Raw genomic sequence first — 18,571 nt, 5'->3', positions numbered from 1 at the left:
CCTCCGTTTAACGATTTATATTTGATATGTCTTCATTTTCAGTTCGTTTAACAGCTGCATTGCCTGAAGAGGTGTCATGTTCATTACATCCACTGATTTGACTGTCTCAATAATCTGCATGACCTCCGGAGCATAACTTGAAGCGCCTGCAGAGTTATCGGCCTTTTTCGTGGATAAGGAATGATCCTTCTTCGGCTCTTCATCTCCAAAAATAGATAATTGTACAACCTCGTCCCCATTTTGTGTCGCAGCATCATTACCAGGCTGTGGCTCCGTGTGAGAGTTGTCTGCAACCCGCATCACTAAATTCTCAGAGCTTTCATGGAGCGTTATGTTAGCCGGATTCGCCTTGAGCGATGATGACGGAGCTAATGCAGCTCCACCCCCTTCACCGGTTACAGCAACCATAGACGCCTGCTCCAGCCCTTGGAGAAGCCCGTAAGCTCTCTCGGTTATACTGCCAGGCAGTCCTGCCAACCGGGCACAGTAAATGCCATAGCTGCTGTCTGCTGCACCCGGGATTAGCTTACGCAGAAAATGGACCTTATCTCCGCTTTCCTGCACTGCCATGGAGTAATTTTTAAGTCCAGGCAAGCTGTTCTGAAGGTGGGCAAGCTCGTGGAAGTGAGTTGAGACGAGTGCCTTGCAGCCAATATGATCATGAACGTATTCGATGACAGCTTGGGCAATTGCCATACCTTCACTTGTCGATGTTCCACGGCCTAATTCATCAATGATAATCAAGCTTCGTGGAGTTGCTTTTTCCGTCATGACCTGAATGTCTGCCATCTCTACCATAAACGTGCTCTGTCCGCCGATTAAGTCATCCGCTGCACCAATCCGGGTGAATATCCGGTCTACTAAAGGAAGTACTGCCAGATCTGCAGGAACAAAGCAGCCGATTTGAGCCAAAATCGATACCAGCGCCACTTGGCGCATGTATGTGCTCTTTCCAGCCATGTTAGGCCCTGTGATTAGCAGAATCGAGGAACCGTCCTTCTTCAGCTCTGTTGCGTTCGCTATAAACGATGTTTCCTTCATGACAGCCTCAACCACCGGATGACGGCCGCCTTCAACGATCAGATCATAACCTTCGCTCAGTTCTGGCTTAACAAACCGGTGCTCAGCGCTGACAGCCGCAAGCGACTGATACACATCCATTTCTGCAATCTTCTCAGCAAGCTTCTGAAGTCTTGCAATCTGTGTATTCAGCTTTTCCCGCAGCTCTGTAAAAAGAGAATATTCCAGATCCACCATCTTGTCTTGGGCTTCAAGGATTAATCCTTCCTTCTCTTTCAGTTCCGGGGTGACGTATCTCTCCGCATTGGCCAGTGTCTGCTTTCGCTCATATCTGCCTTCCGGCAGGGAGGACAGGTTCGATTTCGTAATCTCAATATAATAGCCAAACACCTTGTTATAGCCGATCTTAAGCGACTTAATTCCTGTAGCGTTCCGCTCTCTTGCTTCCAGTTCAGCGATCCAGCGCTTGCCGTTCGTGCTCGCTTCTCTCAGCTCATCAAGATGCTCATGATATCCCGGCTTGATAATGCCGCCATCTCGCACAGATACAGGCGGTTCATCGACGATCGCATCTTCTATAAGGGCACACAAGTCATCACACACATCTGTAGCATTTGCCAGATTCTGCAGTGTAACAGAACCCGATTCTGCACATAAAGCCTTGAGCGTAGGGACTTGACGCAAGGATAACTTCAGCGCGTTTAAATCCCTGCCGTTCGCGCTTCCGAACGCAATTCTGCCGACAAGCCGTTCCAGGTCATAAATCTCCTTGAGAGCCATCCGTAAATCTTCACGAAGAATGAATTGATTGTACAAATGGTCAACAGCCTCCAGCCGTTCCTCAATTCGGCTTCGCTGAAGCAGGGGCTTGTCAATCCGTCGTCTCAATAACCGTGCGCCCATAGATGTCTCGGTTCGATCAAGAAGCCACAGAAGAGAGCCTTTCTTCGAGCGCTCCCGAACCGTTTCCACAAGTTCCAGATTACGCCGGGTAAATGGATCGAGAACCATATATTGACCCGGCTCATATGAAGAAATCTGCGTTAGCTGGCCTAAAGAGCGTTTCTGTGTCTCGCTAAGATATCCGATCAATAGGGATACACACACTCTTCTTTCTTCATCGAGTCGTGCCCAAGCCGCTTCCCCAAACTGATCACGAACCAGATTGTCATCCCGCCGTTCCCAAGGCGTATAAAGTACGGGGCGGCTTAAATGCGCCGAATGTGCTGATACCGCCTCCAGCAGGCTACTGTCACCAATCACTTCGGACGGCTCATAAATACCGATTTCATCACGAAGCCATTCTTCGGATGCAGGAACCGAAGTTACGTACAGCTCACCCGTTGATAAATCGCACGCGGCAAGTGCCGTCAAACCGCCATGGTCTGTTATACATACCATGTAGTTATTTGATTTCTCATGGACCACCTTTCCGTCCATAATGGTACCCGGTGTCACAACGCGAACAATTTCTCGCCTTACCATACCTTTCGTAGCCGATGCATCCTCCATTTGTTCGCAGATGGCTACCTTGTAACCTTTCTCGATCAGCCGCTGGATATAGCCTTCTGCTGAATGGTACGGTACGCCGCACATCGGAATTTTCTCAGCGCCGCCGCCTTCACGACCGGTCAGCGTAATCTCCAGTTCTTTGGATGCGAGGATCGCATCATCGAAGAACATCTCGTAAAAATCTCCTAAACGGAAAAAAAGAAACGCATCCTGCGCTTGTTCCTTAACACGTAAATATTGTTCTATCATAGGCGTATATTTAGCCATGAGTTACCTCCATGCCGTTTCTAGCTTGACCTCTATTATAACAGAAAAAAATAGAAGGTCACGGCATGGCCGGAATATTCCAAAGAGGCCGAATATCGCGGGATTCATCCCATGTCCGCCCTTCCCGGATATACTCAAAAAGCTGATCGATCACCCTGCTGTATGTGCCATACTCGGGCAGCAGGGTCAAATCCTGATGCAGTTTCAACGCTGCCTCTCTTAACACTGCCGGATTCCCTTCATAATATGCTTTATGATACCTTTCATGGTTAAGCGGTCTTGCCCGGAGCTTGCTGTGATGCATAATGATCAGGTATGCGATATAGAGGGAGGCTTTAGTGATTAATGGAGACACCAGGAAGCTTGGGAGAGTCCGGTATTCAAACCCGCCGTATGGCTGTCTTCGATAATCGCCAAGAAATCCGTAACGGGGACGACGTCCACGTCCGGCTGGATCTTCCAGGATTGCCAAGGGAAGTGCCAGATAATTATCCAGGCATTGCAGAACTGACATGGTGAGCGGCACTCCGCTGAAGTGCAGATGTCCGCCAAGCGGATAGCGAGGATCCGGAAGTCCGCCAGCCTTCCATTGTAAGGTGTCATCGGTAATCAGCTGCTGTGCTTCCCGAAGTGTCTGGCGCATAGATACAAGCAGTCTATCGGGATCAGGCTGAGGCATTGGGCGCAGCTCTCCGAGAGGATAGCTTACTTCATCTCCTTCACGTACGGCATCACTGCCGGCAGCCCCTCCCCGCTCTAAATACAAGGAAGCTGGAATGATATGGCCCTGTTTACTTACGAGAATAAACTCGGGATCCATTCCCATCAGAATGTCCGATTCTAATCCTGTCCCTGAAAACGGCGGCTCCCCGTGTTGTTCAGCTCTGTTCCTGTCTTGAACGTTATATCTTACTTTTATTTTATCCACTGCGTATCTTCGCCCGGGTAAAACCGCTATTTCTACTTCTCCTGCATCGGTTCCCAAAGCATAGAGCGCACGGATGGCCGCTTTCACCAATCTTTTTCGAAGTCCGTCTTCAAGCACGCCTTCCTGTGCCTTCTCCTCTGACCAATTTGCCTTGATCCCTCCCCGCAGGAACTGCGTTACCTTCGCTGAGTCCAATCCATCAACCTTTACCTGGTATCTGGCTGTATAGCGGCGCACAGCGTCTTCGTTCTGAATTTGAAGAATACGGCTGGGTACACCTGAGCGTTTTAATCTTGCATCCATGATCTGTGGAGAGCGTGTTCCCTTGAAGCTGTAATTCGTCAGATCATCAAGCACTCTTGCCACATACACTCCCCCTTAGTTCGAACAAAATGAGAAAAGCTCCTTTCGGAGCCTTTTGGGACCGGAGACAGGTTCTTTAATAAATGCTCCATATATTTATAAAAAAAGAGGGCGTTTGCCCTCTGCAAAGCCGCCCCCGCTGCATATGATGTACTAAACTTCCAGCGAGAAAGACTTACAGTTCATCCTCGAGCTCTTCAAAATCGAGATCTTCGAAATCCCCTTCTTCTCCACCCACGAACTCGAATTCCTTATCTTCATAATCTCCATGTTGATGACCACATACCTTCACATGAACCTTCGTCTCAGCAACCAGTTCTACGGCGTACTCCCGCTCAACACGCAGAATGACTCCTTTGCCGTTGGAGGACACACTTGCTTCCACACAGCTGGGCTCCTGGGTCGCTTCCGCGGATACTTCCACCGTTGATGCCCGGTGCTTCGGATCCAGGTAAGAAAGAGGTACACGCTCTACATAAGATACTGTTTCTTTTGCCACATCGGTCTGCGAATTTTTGTCATAGGAATACCAGATGTTAACATCGTAAGTACCAACAACTTCAATTCCGTCTCCGGCGGCAACCGCCTCATATTGATGATTGATAATCCAAGCCCCCAAAATACTGGTCGGATTATTGGGCGGAGTCACGGTATGTGTTACGGTAGAGAACTTACGACCCTTGCCGCAGACTGCCTTCGTAATGATCTCTCTACATTGGTGTTTATTGCTCAATGACATCTTCGAACCTCCTCCATACAATCTTTCCCTACATGTGTATGCAGGAGATGGGCGAATGTTGAATGAAGTGGTCCAAATAAATTCATATGATGCTAAAAATAGCAGAAAAAGATTATAAAAGTGAGAAAACAGGCTGTTTCTTATCCTTGAAAACTATATTTTATCTTTTAACCGGTTAGGATTGGTCGGGCTTGTCGGGGCCTTGTTCTTCTTCGATATTTTCAAGAAATATTCAAGCTCACGGCATAACTGCAAGATAGCAGAACGAAGTTCGAACTCTTCCCGTGTACGAGGAAGATCCATTTCCTTAAATATGAGCTCGAGCTCGATCAAGAGTTTCTCAGTCTTTCCTGTATACTCTTCGGTCACTACATCCTTGCTCAACTGATCGAACAGATTAGCCGCTAATTCACCATGAGTCAGCTTTTCATAGACCTGGGAGATAATATGCATCATTGCCTGAATGTTTTCCAGCTGTTCTTTACGCATATAGAAATACACATTCCAAGCCACATCGGGCTGCAGCATCTGATTTTCCATTTCCCGCTTGCTTTCTTGAAGTCCCCGCTCTACGGTCTTATTCGCTTTGATCAATTCCTTGCCGTCCCATACATGCTTGGGATCGCGCAGCGTTTGTGAAATATGATTGAAAATGACCGAGAAGAGCCCGTCCACTTCGCGGCGTATCTGCATCAGTCGTCCTTCACCCTTTGGCATGTATGCCAAATTCACAAGCATGGCCGAACCGAGTCCAATGATCAAAAGCTCTACCTGAGTAAGAAAAATATTAAAGCTTAGCTCTTCTGCTCCGAATACGCGAAACACGACAACCGAGCTCGTCACAATCCCCTCTTTGAAATTTGCCTTTGAAATGGCTGGAAAGGCAAGAAGAATATAAAGCGCCAGCACCCAATAATGAAAACCGAGAAAATAGAACAAAACAGCCGCCAGAGACAGTCCTAGCAATGATGCAAAAAAACGCGCCGAAACAGAGCGCAGACTGCGCTTTCGCGTCACATCTACGCCCAGAATCGCAAGCAAACCTGCCGAAGTAGCCCCTGGAATATGGAGTGCGTCGGTAACCAATATAGCCAGCATGGTAGCTATTGCAGTTTTGATGATACGGAAACCCATGGACAACCCTCTCTTGTATTTATCGTATCCCCATGTTATCCGATTTCAACCCGCTGAACAACCTGGCCGCGCATTCTGTCTGAACAAGGCACCGGCCCCCTTTACCGATGCTTTAATAACTTCTTCTCGATATATACGACCATCTGATACATGCCAGTAGCCACAACAGCAATGATCAAGAGACTTGACAAGACGAGCGTAAAATTAAACACTTGAAACCCGTACATGATCAGATATCCAAGACCTGACTTGGCTACAAGAAATTCCCCAACAATGACACCAACCCAAGCCATGCCGACATTCACCTTTAGAGTCGATACAATCGCTGGATATGAAGCCGGAAGGATGACCCGTTTAAATACCTGTGATTTTGTTCCTCCAAAAGTTCTCACAACCTTGATCAGGTTGGAATCAACCTCAGAGAAGCTGTTATAAACCACCAATGTCGTTACAATAACCGTAATCGATAATGTCGTTACAACGATCGCCGTAAATCCGGCACCAAACATCACAATAAATATGGGACCAAGCGCGACCTTCGGCATACTGTTAAACACAACCATATAGGGATCGAGCACCCTGTTCAGGAACGGGGACCACCAGATTAATACAGCAAGCAGCGTTCCCACCAATGTACCTAAGAGAAACCCGACAGCGGTCTCGCCTACGGTGACTCCCAAGTGAGTCCAGAGCTCACCCGAGATCATGTCACCCCATATCTGGGAAAATATTTTAGCGGGATAACTGAATAACAGTACATCGATCCATTTCAAACGGCCAGCGATTTCCCAGACTGCAAACAATACTAAAAGCAATGCGGTCTGTACCATAACCACACGAGTCTTGATCCTGCGTTTATGGCGCATATGATGTTCATGTATCTTTTTCAGCGAACTGGAGTCCAAACCGTCCGGGTGGCTATGAGTATGGTCAGGAATAGTCATTTCACTTCACTCCTTAACGCCTATGGATTCCATCTCGCTCCATATCTCATGGAACAGTTCATTAAACCCCATCTCATTGCGGGCGTAGAATGGTGTCGTTCTCCGTATGTGGTCCGGCACTTCAAAAGTCCGGTGAACTCTGCCCGGATTCCGGTTGAGCAGAATAACTTTATCGCTCATCGCAATCGCCTCTGATAAATCATGTGTCACCAGGATGGCTGTCTTGTCTCGCTCCCGAAGCGTCGAGACAATCAAGTCTTCGAGCTGGAGCTTAGTCTGATAATCCAGCGCTGAGAATGGTTCATCCAGCAATAACAGCTCCGGGTCGGTGGCAAGAGTCCGGACAAGTGCTACTCTCTGACGCATTCCGCCGGACAGCTGCTGCGGATATAGCCTCCCGCTGGACTCCAGACCCATCTCCTTCAACAGCTCCGCTGTAAGGCTCCTGCTGTGCTCCGTAAGCTTCCCTGTCAGCTCCAGCCCAATCAGCGTATTGTCCATGATCGTCCGCCAAGGAAACAGATAATCCTGCTGAAGCATATACCCTACATCAGGAGAAGGGCCGTTTACCGTCCGGCCCTTTACCTTGACTTCGCCAAGGGCAGGCTTTAAAAGTCCTGCAATAATAGACAGAATCGTGGTTTTGCCACAGCCACTTGGACCCACGAGACTGATGAACTCTCCAGGAAGCACCTTCATCTGAATCCCCTCAACAGCAAGGAGGGCTTCCCGGTCGGTCACGTACACGTGTGAAATATTATGAAGATCTACCACCGGTTCCACCTTATTCTCTCCTTTCGTTCGTGAGATCTATATATGACATTTATTTTCCGCTCAGCTTGGCATTTTCTGCGAAGCTGTTATCGACGATCTTGTCAGGTGCCACCCGTTCTTTCAATTCGCCTGCCTGATCCATTACATTCAGCAGATTTTCCCATTCCTCCTCATCCAGTATCGGATCACTCGCATAGGTTCCTTGCTCTTTATATCGCTTTACCGAAGAAACAACGATGTCCCGGTCCGTATCTTTAAAATAAGGAATAATCGCCTCTGCAATTTCTTCCGCACTATGCGAATCTACCCACTGCTGTGCTTTGTACAGGGCATTCGTGAACTTCTGCACCGTACCCTTGTTCTTGCCGATATAGCTCTGTTTGGTCATAAACACCGTATATGGCAAATGCCCGCTTTCCACACCAAATGAGGCGACAACCTTTCCTTTGCCTTCTTTTTCAAAAATCGATGCCTGAGGCTCGAACAGCTGTACATATTGTCCTGTCCCCGAAGCGAAGGCAGAAGCAATATTCGCAAAATCGATGTTTTGTATTAACTCCAGATCGGTTCTTGGATTAATACCTTTCTTATTGAGTGTGAATTCCCCGGCCATCTGAGGCATTCCACCCTTACGCTGACCTAGAAAAATGCTCCCCTTCAGCATATCCCAGTTGAAATCACCCTGCAGATCCCGGGCCATCAGAAACGTTCCGTCTGTTTGAGTTAACTGACCAAAGTTGATGACTGGATCATCGGTCCCCTGCTGATACACATATATAGCAGTTTCCGAACCGACCAAGGCAATATCGATTGCACCTGAGAGCAGCGCCGTCATCGTTTTGTCCCCGCCGAAGGTCGTCTGGAGCTCTACATCCAGGCCTTCCTCCTTGAAAAATCCTTTTTCAATCGCCACATACTGTGGAGCATAAAAAATTGAACGTGTGACCTCGCCAACCTTTACTTTCGTGCTGGAGCTTCCGCTGCCGCAGCCGGAAAGCGCCATCCCGCATACCAGCAGAATGGATAGAGCCAGCCCATACCATTTTTTGCGCATTTCTAAAAACCTCCATTCCCTTAACCATGCGTTCCTTTCAACATATGCACAGCACACGGAATTGGTTAAATACCCGGATATTCCATACAAAAAAAGCAGCCGCTCTGATAAATCAGAGCAGCTGCTTCTATATTTATACCTCTTCCATTTTCAGCATCTCGGCAAAATGCTGTATTGAGCTATAGCTTATAAATCTCTTTATATTTCGCTTCCAGATAATCAGCCAAATAATCCGGATTCAGCTCTTCACCAGTGACGCGAAGAATAATCTCAGCTGGCGTTTCACTTTTTCCATACTTGTGTATTTTCTCTGTCAGCCATTCCTTGATCGGAGCAAGATTGCCCTCCTCAATCAAGCTGTCCATTTCAGGAAGCTCCTTACGCATCGTGTGTATGAATTGAGCGGCGTACATATTCCCAAGTGAATAGGATGCAAAATATCCAAAGTCACCACCTGCCCAGTGAACATCCTGCAGAACACCCATTGCATCATTAGGCGGCATAATACCGAGGTATTCTTTGTACTTGCGATTCCATACCTCAGGCAAATCTTTTACTGACAGACCTTCATTAAACAGCATCTTCTCTATTTCATAGCGAATGATAATGTGCAAGTTATAGGTCAGCTCGTCTGATTCGGTTCGGATAAGCGAATTCTCAACCTTATTGATCGCACGGTAGAACTCCTCTACATCAACATTGTTGAACTGATCCGGAAAATGCTGCTGCAAATCCTTGAAGTAACGTTTCCAGAATGGACGGCTGCGTCCGATCATATTCTCCCACAGTCGCGACTGGGATTCATGAATCCCCATCGAGGTACCTGTCGCAAGCGGTGTGCCTACCAGCTCAGGGTCGATATTCTGCTCATACAGCGCATGTCCGCCTTCATGTAAACAGCTGAATAATGAACTCGTTACATCATCTTGCAAATAATTCGTTGTAATTCGCACATCTCCGATATTCAAACCGGTGCAGAAAGGATGTACACTCTCATCCATGCGTCCAGCTTCAAAGTCATATCCCATTTGCTCCAAAAGAAACTTTCCGAACTTCTCCTGCTGATCATCGGTAAACAATTGGTCCAAAAATCCGGTTTCCGGTTTATTCTGTGAGTCCAGCACTGATTTTACGAGCGGAACTAAACGGGCACGTAAACGATCAAATACCTCATTAAGCTTCTCTACCGTCATATCCGGCTCGTACATATCTAACAAGGTATCATAACGAGTGTCTTTCACACCCCAATAATCAATGAATTCCTGCTTAAATGCAACGATTTTGGACAAAAACGGCTCAAAGCCTGCAAAGTCACTGTTCTCCTTAGCATCCTCCCATTTAGATTCCGAATGGGCTGCGAGAACCGTATAATCTTTATACTTGTCTGCAGGAATTAACTTACTGCGGTTATATTCCTTTCGGCATTCCTCAACAAAACGACGTTTTCTTTCATCAAGCTGCTGCGCTGCCTCGGGCTGTGCAAAAAAGTCCAGCAATTCACCCATCTCTGTAGACGTTTGAAGCTTAAATGCCTCCGTGGAGAGCATTCCAATCGTTTCAGAACGGGCTTCTACTCCCTTTCGTGGAGCTCCTGTACGCAGATCCCAGTGTAATAAGCCAACAGCCTCCGAATAACTGACAATTTTTCGATTCAATTGCTGAAACTGCTCCCACCGCTCTTTGAATTGTGCATCCATAAAGAGTCACCTGCTTTCAACTATGTATTGTGTTCTAACTATTGATGATACTTTTTAGAAGGTTTATAATCAACTTTTGAGTAGAAATTTATTTAAATTTGTACATATAAAGGAGTGTCTGAAAAGCCATGATCATTCAACTGACCGAAGATGCAGAAAGGAAACTCAAGGAAAAAATCGGCAGTGTCCAAGGAAGTGTCAGGCTTATATATGACACTGAAGGATGCGGCTGTGCGGTAAATGGCATACCCGGTTTGAGAATCATTGATGAACCGGATCAGGACGATGTCCCTGTAGAAGCCGGAGATTCAATCCCGTTTGTTATTAATCGAATGCAGGAAATATTTTTTGAAGATTCATTGAAATTAGATGTTCATCCGGGCCTTAGTTCTTTCCGTCTGGACAGCAGCAGTCAAACCTATGGAACGAATATTCAATTGGTAGATACGAGACTTTAAATTAATTCTTATCCATATATCCTAGGAGGGATCGATCCATGTCAACGTCAACACATCTTAGCAATATTATTGACTATAATCGGAAATTTGTTGAGAGTAAGGAATATGAGGCTTATAGAACAAGTAAATTCCCTGACAAGAAATTGGTCGTCATTACCTGTATGGATACTCGCCTGGTAGAATTGCTTCCTAAAGCGATGAATTTTAAGAATGGCGATGTGAAAGTAATCAAAAACGCGGGCGCCATTATTTCCCAGCCCTTTGGTTCGGTGATGCGGAGTGTCCTCGTTGCGCTGTATGAATTGAATGCCGAAGAAGTTATTGTTGTTGGTCACTATGAATGCGGGATGGCTTCCTTAAACGCTGACCATATGATCCAGAAGATGATTGAACGCGGTGTTTCCGAAGAGGTTATGTCAACACTTGAAAACTCAGGAATCCGCCTGTCGAAGTGGCTGCGCGGTTTTGATAACGTAACAGCAGCAGTAGAGCATACAGTTGATACCATCAAAAAGCATCCTCTGCTCCCTCCTAATGTTCCAGTTCATGGTATGGTTATTGACCCGGATACCGGAGAGCTTGATCTTGTTGTTGAAGGCTATGATAAATAGTAATAAACCTGTCAAAACAAAGGCACGAGCTGAACTTCAGCTCGTGCCTTTGATGCAGTCAGACAGCTATCAGGTTGTCAAACCATACAGTTTCAGTGTACACTTTGAACAAACGGGCCTGTACCGCACTGGTTTACAGATCCGTAGTTCCGCGATTACGTTTCAAGGGGAGTCTTATATCATGAACACGTTGTCATATGGCCTGCTCGGTCTGCTCGCTCGAAGAGAATCGTCCGGTTATGAGCTCATGCTCCGTATTCAACCATTTTGGCAAGCAAAACACAGTCAGATTTATCCGCTTCTCTCCCAAATGGAAGACAAGCAGTTCCTATCTGCACGCTGGGTTGAGCAAAGTGATAAACCTGACAAAAAGATTTACGCGATTACTGAAGCAGGTTTACAGAAGTTGAAAGAATGGATGCACATGCCGATTGCGCCTGCTGTAACGAAAGACGAGCTTTCCCTTCGCACATTTTGCCTTTGGCTAACCGATATAGGTATCGCGCTTGATATCTATGAGGAACGAAGAATTATCTACTTAGAGAAGAAGCAATATTTTGAAGAGATTTTGCACAGGATTCCTGAAGAGGAATGTCACTTTGGCAGTAAGGAATTTAGCAATTATATTCTCGCCTCTAAAGGCTTGATGATGGCCGAAACCGAATTGAAATGGTGTGACTGGGTCTTGAAGCTTCTGAGACAGCACAATATGCAGGCACATTCTAACAGCTGATCATGTGCAAACTTTTTTTGAAACCTAACGCGTGCTTTTCCGTATTACATTTTAATGCACAAAATTTATATTTTACTGGGAGGTTCAACAGAACACGATGAAAAAAATACTCGCAATATTTGTAGCTCTTACCATGTTTCTGGTAGTGCTTACTCCAGATTCCGTTGATGCTAGAAGAGGCGGCGGCGGCTTTAAATCCGGTCCGAAAACCTACAGCTCCACTCCTAAGAAATCGGATAACGTACAGTCGTCTTCGAACAAATCCAATACTGCAGGAAACGCTGCTGCCACGAAGAAACCAGGATTTTTCAGCGGCGGCAGCCTGATGAAAGGTCTTATGATCGGTGGTATTGCAGGAATGCTGTTTGGCGGCATGTTCGCTAACATGGGATTCCTCGGCAGCATCATGGGGCTTCTCATCAACCTGATTGCCATTTGGGTTCTTGTTATGGTTGTTATGGCTGTTGTGCGAGCCGTCAAGAATCGCCGTCGTGAGAACGAGCGCCGGGACAATCGGTACTAATCCATGATTCTAAGTATGGACGAAATCATCAATGCGGTCTGCATTCATCAGGCTGAACGCAAAGGTGTTAAACCTACAGATGTAACCGTTGAACTTAGCTGGGATGAAGATACCGGCTTCACAGCAGAGGTCTGGGTGAACAGCCGGAGCCAGTACTTGATTGAAGCGAACCTGATCGAAGCGATTCTTCGTTACTTGTATTCCGAATATAATATTCGTACCTACGGTGAACGAGTAAGGCTAGATCTGGAAGATGAAATTATAGCGATCGTAGAACAATAATTATAATCCACCACGAGAAGAGGCAGTTCGGAGTCTGATGACCCGAGCTGCCTCTTCCCTATTTAAATCTATATTGTTCATCTGATAAATAGTTGCTTACCTCTGTTTCTTTCTACATAAAGAAAAAATATGGATCATAAAATGACTCAATTGATCCATAATGAGGGAGGGTTAAGCCTATGCCTTCAAATATCAGAATGCGACTAAATACGCCGGCTCATTCGGCTGATGAGCATGAACAACGAGCCATATTTCTAGCAGCTGTATGCGGACAGACGTATTCACAATATTTAAATGAGGATGGCTCATTTATAGTACCGGTCCATTATCAGCTCCATGATATCATTGAAGCTAAATCTATAACCCATATTCGGGAAAGGTTCGGTTTTATACTGGAGTCTCCGCAAGAAATCATCATTGCTTTTCGGGGCACTATTTCGACAACCGACTGGATCTCGGATTTGATCGCTTCACAGAAACGATTCAATTTTCTTCTTGAGGATACCCTCACCCACCGTGGTTTCACAGACATTTACGCTTCAGCCCGTGCAGGAATCTTCTCTTCATTATCAACCATGTCTCAAGATAAATCCTTGTTTATAACGGGCCACAGCCTCGGCGCAGCCCTCGCCACATTATGCGCAGCAGATATTGCTGCAAATACGCCTTTCATTTCACCAAGCCTGTACACTTATGGTTCACCAAGGGTGGGTGACCCTGACTTCGCCTATGCGTTTAATAAGCATGTCATCAAGAGTTACCGGTTCTCTAACATAACTGACCTCGTAACTTATGTCCCCCCTATTATCTACAAGCTCCCTAAAAGAGAACAACAGTACTATTACCGTCATGTTCAAACGCTGGCATCCATGACGTTTAATAACGGTTCTGCCAGCGCAAATCATGTCATCGGAAGCTATTTTGCTCAACTCGCCAAGCTGCAGCCCCTTTATTCCAAAACATTAAGTGAGGAAAACCCCGGATTTTGTCCGGTCGCTGAAATTGTTTAAAGAGCACAATAAAACGACTCTCCATTTCAGCTGCTAAATGGAGAGTCGTTTATAATCTGTCAGGCATATTGATGTGCAGAAATGGATATACTTTCATCCCCCGTGGGCTTCATAATGTTAACAATCTGGTTCACGGCTCGGATCGCTGAATCCTGCTGTTTGCAATCTCCAGCCTTCCCCCTCATCCTAAACAATATATCAGGATTGTGAATCAACTCATAAAGTGTCTCATGCAAGCTTTCCATATTGCAAGGCATAGCAGCGCCTTTTCGAATCAAATATTCAGCATTATCCTGTTCCTGGCCCAGCTGAGGATCAAGGAGCAGCATCGGGACTTGGGAAGCCAGCGCTTCAGATGTAGTCAGTCCTCCGGGCTTGGTGATTAGTACATCTGAAATGGCCATCCACTCATGTACATTTTCTACATACCCTTTGATTTGAATATGGTCTTTGCTTCCCAATTCCTCATGCATCCTATGCATCAATTTCACATTCCGCCCGCAGATCATAATAAATTGAACATTAGGTAATGGAAATGATTGAAGCTGCTTCATGAATGGAGCATCAATCATCCCCCAGCCACCACCCATGACCAGTACAACAAACGATGATGGATTAATGCCGAATTTATCACGCAGCTGGTTCATACGGTTAACCTGGCTGTATAACGGGCGAACCGGAATGCCGGTAATAACAATTTTATGGCAGGGAACACCTTTCTTTTGCAGAGCCATATGGATTTCTTCGGAGCCAACCAGATATAAGTCCGTATGGTGATGAATCCAGTAACTGTGGTCCGAGTGATCTGTAATAACGGTTACAGCAGGTAAATCAGTCAAGCCTTTCTCCTTGAGTACGGAGATTGCTGCTGAAGCTGGTGGAAATGTACTCACAAGAACGGTAGGGTTCACTTCCTGAATCAATTGGCATAATCTCTGCAAGCTGTATGTACGAAATTGTTTTAATAGATATGTAAGAAGGCTGTCTGCCCGTGTCTTGTTATATAAATAAGCATACAGCGATGGGAAATGCTTCACCCATTGCATGAAGCAATAACGTTCTATAACATGCATCCGCGGATGAATCCATTCCATAAGGTCAACCACTTTTACAGAAACACTGGAGCTATAGAGAGATGAAGCCTCAAGAATAGCTTTTGCAGCATGCATATGACCATCTCCAAGAGAGCCGGACAAAATCAATATTTTCTCGCGTTTAAAACTTTCCATCAAACCACCTCCTCTGTGATCTTAATTTCCCATCAAATGCTCTTCATATATCATAATGGACCGAATCCCATTAACAAACAGACCAAGGTACAGCTTCTTCCTCCGACTTAAGACGGGGAAAGCACCCTGATAACAAGCGCCAAGCTTCCCAGCTCCCCGAATAAAAGTTGCCAAATGATGCACTCTATACCTTATAGCTTCCGTACATCCGAATTAAAGAAACAACAACTTGTGATTCATCATTGTACGAAAATGGAGGGAGTATCGGCTTGGATTTCTTCGGCAGTAAAGAGTCGCTTACCACGATGGAATGGATCCTGAGAGCCGTTATAAGCTTCTTGTTTCTCATGATTGTAGCAAAATTGATGGGGCAGCGTTCTATTTCTCAATTACGGTTTCTTGATTTCATCATTGCACTCACCCTTGGCAATATCATTGCCCACCCGCTTTCTGATGAAAAATTAGGGTTAAAGGGCTCTATGATTACCACCCTGGTCCTTATCCTGTTGTATATTGCAGGTACGTGGTTAGGCCTAAGATGGCCACTCTTTAGACATTTCCTTGACCCTGTGCCCGTTACTCTCGTACAGAATGGGAGTATTCATTTTAAGAATCTGTCGAAAGCTAAGATATCAATCGATTATTTGTTCTCTGAGTTGAGAAAAGAAAAGGTGGAGGATATTCAAAAGGTTTCCCTGGCCTTGTGGGAGCCTGGCGGTACGATATCCGTGTTTATGGACACACCTTACCAACCGGTTACTCCCGGGCATCTGAAATGGGAAACTAAGCCGTTCAGCATTACAAGGCCTATCATTATCCAAGGGAAAATCGATCTTAACCTGCTTCAAGAAATGAACAGAGATGAGGAATGGCTGTATGCAAAGTTAGCACCATCCCACACTCAAATTAACAAAATCATACTTGCAACGATCACAGATAGTGGGGATGTACAGGTCTATACAGAGCCTTAATAAATGGCCGGAATTGGTCTTAGAAATTGAAGAAGCACCTGATCCAGCTCCGATGAATCCTTAGAGTGCAGCCATTCGTCATGGATAGTCACGTGCTGACTGCCGCTGTTCTGAAGATAGCTATAAATAATTTGAGCCCGGTCAATCTCATCGCGTGTGACCTTATTTCGGACGGCAGCGTCTTGAACTGTAAAATAACTTTGCATCAGTGACTTGACCTCGCTCCGGAGCTGTTCAGCGCTGATATACTGCAAATTAAACTTGCAAGACGCCAATATGTTATCCCGCTTAATCAGAAAAATCTTTATCATCTCATCATCTATTTGTTCAGCCAGGACGATATTACGACTCTCTATAGTAAATCCGATCACTTCTTCCTTCTTCAAGAGAAATTTAGCGGACTCCATATAATCCCGATACTTGGCGGCTTTTTCAAAATCATATTGTTCAGCAGCAAGCATCATTCTCTGCTCCATTTCTTCATATAAACTTCGATCCGTTCCGTCCAGTAAGCCGATGAAGCGGTCCATGATCCTATTATAAATATGAACTGCTTCTCCGCCGAGGCACACCCCAAAACACCGTCCAATCGAATAATTCAAGCATGGAGATTTGGCAGCAGATGACTGATTACATTCCATCTGGAAACATTCCATAATCCCATGAACCGCATGTTCAAGAGCATGTTTGCTTGAAGTATAAGGCCCATATATTTGATTCCCGTTTTCCATAGTAGGATTGTTCGTAATCCCGATTCGCCGCAGCCCATTCACATAACGAATTACCAAATAAGAATAGGCCAACGGATTTTTCATCTTTCGGTTATACATTGGCTTCATCGCCTGAATGGTGTTACATTCCAGCATTAAAGCTTCAAATTCAGTGTCTGTTGCTATATGCTCGATCTTCCTCACATGATGAACAAGCTTTTTTATTTTGGGGGCATGTGATTTGGAATTTGTAAAATAGGATTGAACTCTCTTTTTCAAGTTTTTTGATTTACCGACATACAGAATGCCGCCTAGAGAATCCTTCATCAAATAAATACCCGGCGTGGATGGAAGCTTGCTTATTTGTTCTTGTATTGTGATAGGAACTCCCTCCCTTGTGCATTCCGTTATTCTCTATCTATTGTAAGGGATATGTCATCGTTATAATAGGCTTAACAAAAAAGTCCATCCCCGCGCAGCACAGATCTGCGCAGGAACGGACCTCTATCATTCTTTTAGACTATTAAAATGGCTTCATACCAAGAGTGTCAACTTTCTCATCCGTAATATCTACTCCCATCCGGCTTGTAATATCACGATAGTGACCGGCGCGGCGTTTCACCGAGCTGCCTTCGACAAGCTCATTGAGCGCTTAATCATCTTGCCGGATAAGGGATAGCTCCATTTGGACACAAACATTTCTCCTTTTTTACTTAAAATTGGATGTATTTACTTTATTATATAAATAGTAAATTATTTGTACATAGTTCCAATTCCCTGGATAAATGCGTAAGTCTATGATGAGACATTTCGTGGTTGTAATCTTCCGTTCACATTGTGTTCTTATTCACATGATATTTTAAAGATAAATGATAAGATATCTAGTGTTAAAAAAGGAGATGTGAACGATGAAAAAACTATACTACACTTCATTTTTTTATGCGGTACTGGGGCTGATTGCAGGTATCTTCTATCGTGAAATTACTAAATTCAGTGATTTTACCGGAAGAACGGTACTTACAGCGCTTCACACCCACATTCTTGTTCTCGGATTCATATTCTTTATCATGGTTCTGGTACTAGCCAAGCTGTTTCATGTTCATGAGGCTAAGTCATTTGGTGCCTGGTACATCATCTACAATGCCGGTCTCCTCATCACGATTGGTGCGATGACTGCACGTGGAATGCTGCAGTTAAATGAAGAAGACATCAGCTTCCTGCCTCATATCGCCGGACTTGGTCATGCGATCCTGGGTGCCGGTATCATCTGGCTGCTGATTCTTCTAGGCAAGCGTATTAAATAGTAATAAAAAAACCGCTGGAAAACGGAAGCTCTCAATGGGTAGAATAGATCTACTATTGGAGATGCCGTTTAGTATTCCAGCGGTTTTTTGCTATATATCTACACTTTAGCTGCAGTTTTCTTCTTTTATCGCCACACTCTCGTTTAGGAAGTAAATCCGAGTATTTTTTGTCGATAAGTCGTCCATTTCGTGATATGATTAGTCTTCTGATAGATACTAATGGATACTAGGTTCGGATGGTGGAAGTAATATTATGATGTATACTGACTGGTTTTATTGGCTATTTGTTTTATTGGCGGTAGTGATTT

Annotated in this window: 18 protein-coding genes; 8 read left to right on the top strand and 10 right to left on the bottom strand. The window is 45.2% G+C overall.

The window, feature by feature from the left end:
• Positions 1-15: 15 nt before the first annotated feature.
• From mutS to BN1234_RS06100, 8 genes are all read right to left on the bottom strand, one after another.
• Positions 16-2,799: a DNA mismatch repair protein MutS gene (mutS, locus tag BN1234_RS06135; RefSeq protein WP_054955779.1), complete on the bottom strand. Its 2,784-nt coding sequence runs from the start codon at positions 2,797-2,799 to the stop codon at positions 16-18.
• Between the two features lie 58 nt (positions 2,800-2,857).
• A complete protein-coding gene (locus BN1234_RS06130) occupies positions 2,858-4,093 on the bottom strand; it encodes a putative amidoligase domain-containing protein (RefSeq protein WP_245640108.1) in 1,236 nt (411 codons plus the stop codon).
• A gap of 172 nt (positions 4,094-4,265) precedes the next feature.
• On the bottom strand, positions 4,266-4,829 hold the full coding sequence (locus tag BN1234_RS06125; RefSeq protein ID WP_054955777.1) for an outer spore coat protein CotE: 564 nt from the start codon (positions 4,827-4,829) through the stop codon (positions 4,266-4,268).
• 153 nt (positions 4,830-4,982) lie between these two features.
• The gene (locus BN1234_RS06120; RefSeq protein WP_054955776.1) at positions 4,983-5,963 is read right to left on the bottom strand and encodes an aromatic acid exporter family protein; all 981 of its coding nucleotides are present in this window, start codon (positions 5,961-5,963) and stop codon (positions 4,983-4,985) included.
• Between the two features lie 101 nt (positions 5,964-6,064).
• Complete coding sequence (locus BN1234_RS06115) at positions 6,065-6,829, bottom strand: ABC transporter permease (RefSeq protein WP_370733791.1); 765 nt, start codon at positions 6,827-6,829, stop codon at positions 6,065-6,067.
• Between the two features lie 84 nt (positions 6,830-6,913).
• The gene (locus BN1234_RS06110) at positions 6,914-7,690 is read right to left on the bottom strand and encodes an ABC transporter ATP-binding protein (protein ID WP_054955774.1); all 777 of its coding nucleotides are present in this window, start codon (positions 7,688-7,690) and stop codon (positions 6,914-6,916) included.
• A gap of 40 nt (positions 7,691-7,730) precedes the next feature.
• On the bottom strand, positions 7,731-8,735 hold the full coding sequence (locus BN1234_RS06105; RefSeq protein WP_054955773.1) for an ABC transporter substrate-binding protein: 1,005 nt from the start codon (positions 8,733-8,735) through the stop codon (positions 7,731-7,733).
• 179 nt (positions 8,736-8,914) lie between these two features.
• Positions 8,915-10,432: a carboxypeptidase M32 gene (locus BN1234_RS06100; RefSeq protein WP_054955772.1), complete on the bottom strand. Its 1,518-nt coding sequence runs from the start codon at positions 10,430-10,432 to the stop codon at positions 8,915-8,917.
• A 128-nt stretch (positions 10,433-10,560) separates the two neighbouring features.
• On the opposite strand from BN1234_RS06100, the gene BN1234_RS06095 reads away from it, so the two are divergent.
• From BN1234_RS06095 to BN1234_RS06070, 6 genes are all read left to right on the top strand, one after another.
• Positions 10,561-10,890 (top strand): iron-sulfur cluster biosynthesis family protein, encoded by a 330-nt coding sequence (locus BN1234_RS06095; RefSeq protein WP_054955771.1) that lies wholly within the window; start codon positions 10,561-10,563, stop codon positions 10,888-10,890.
• Positions 10,891-10,928: 38 nt separating this feature from the next.
• Positions 10,929-11,501: a beta-class carbonic anhydrase gene (locus BN1234_RS06090; RefSeq protein WP_054955770.1), complete on the top strand. Its 573-nt coding sequence runs from the start codon at positions 10,929-10,931 to the stop codon at positions 11,499-11,501.
• 181 nt (positions 11,502-11,682) lie between these two features.
• Positions 11,683-12,234: a PadR family transcriptional regulator gene (locus BN1234_RS06085; RefSeq protein WP_054955847.1), complete on the top strand. Its 552-nt coding sequence runs from the start codon at positions 11,683-11,685 to the stop codon at positions 12,232-12,234.
• A 97-nt stretch (positions 12,235-12,331) separates the two neighbouring features.
• Positions 12,332-12,757: a hypothetical protein gene (locus BN1234_RS06080; protein ID WP_054955769.1), complete on the top strand. Its 426-nt coding sequence runs from the start codon at positions 12,332-12,334 to the stop codon at positions 12,755-12,757.
• Between the two features lie 3 nt (positions 12,758-12,760).
• Positions 12,761-13,039 (top strand): YxcD family protein, encoded by a 279-nt coding sequence (locus tag BN1234_RS06075; protein WP_054955768.1) that lies wholly within the window; start codon positions 12,761-12,763, stop codon positions 13,037-13,039.
• Between the two features lie 179 nt (positions 13,040-13,218).
• Positions 13,219-14,049, top strand: coding sequence for a lipase family protein (locus tag BN1234_RS06070; protein WP_245640107.1), 831 nt, complete (start codon positions 13,219-13,221; stop codon positions 14,047-14,049).
• Positions 14,050-14,108: 59 nt separating this feature from the next.
• Here BN1234_RS06070 and BN1234_RS06065 read toward each other — a convergent pair whose 3' ends face one another.
• Positions 14,109-15,278 carry an MGDG synthase family glycosyltransferase gene (locus tag BN1234_RS06065; protein WP_054955767.1) on the bottom strand — a complete coding sequence of 390 codons (1,170 nt, stop codon included), beginning with the start codon at positions 15,276-15,278 and terminating at the stop codon, positions 14,109-14,111.
• Between the two features lie 269 nt (positions 15,279-15,547).
• On the opposite strand from BN1234_RS06065, the gene BN1234_RS06060 reads away from it, so the two are divergent.
• Positions 15,548-16,249 (top strand): DUF421 domain-containing protein, encoded by a 702-nt coding sequence (locus BN1234_RS06060; RefSeq protein WP_054955766.1) that lies wholly within the window; start codon positions 15,548-15,550, stop codon positions 16,247-16,249.
• Here BN1234_RS06060 and BN1234_RS06055 read toward each other — a convergent pair.
• Entirely contained in the window at positions 16,246-17,322 is a 1,077-nt protein-coding gene (locus BN1234_RS06055) for a GIY-YIG nuclease family protein (RefSeq protein ID WP_503121316.1), read from the bottom strand. The genes BN1234_RS06060 and BN1234_RS06055 overlap by 4 nt on opposite strands.
• Positions 17,323-17,867: 545 nt before the next feature.
• On the opposite strand from BN1234_RS06055, the gene BN1234_RS06050 reads away from it, so the two are divergent.
• Positions 17,868-18,263 (top strand): DUF2871 domain-containing protein, encoded by a 396-nt coding sequence (locus BN1234_RS06050; protein WP_054955764.1) that lies wholly within the window; start codon positions 17,868-17,870, stop codon positions 18,261-18,263.
• Positions 18,264-18,571: the final 308 nt, after the last annotated feature.

The sequence above is a fragment of the Paenibacillus dakarensis genome, from assembly GCF_001373415.1.
GTDB lineage: Bacteria > Bacillota > Bacilli > Paenibacillales > Paenibacillaceae > Paenibacillus_AQ > Paenibacillus_AQ dakarensis.
Note: the sequence above shows the minus strand (reverse complement) of the source record. Positions and strands in the feature narration are given on the sequence as shown.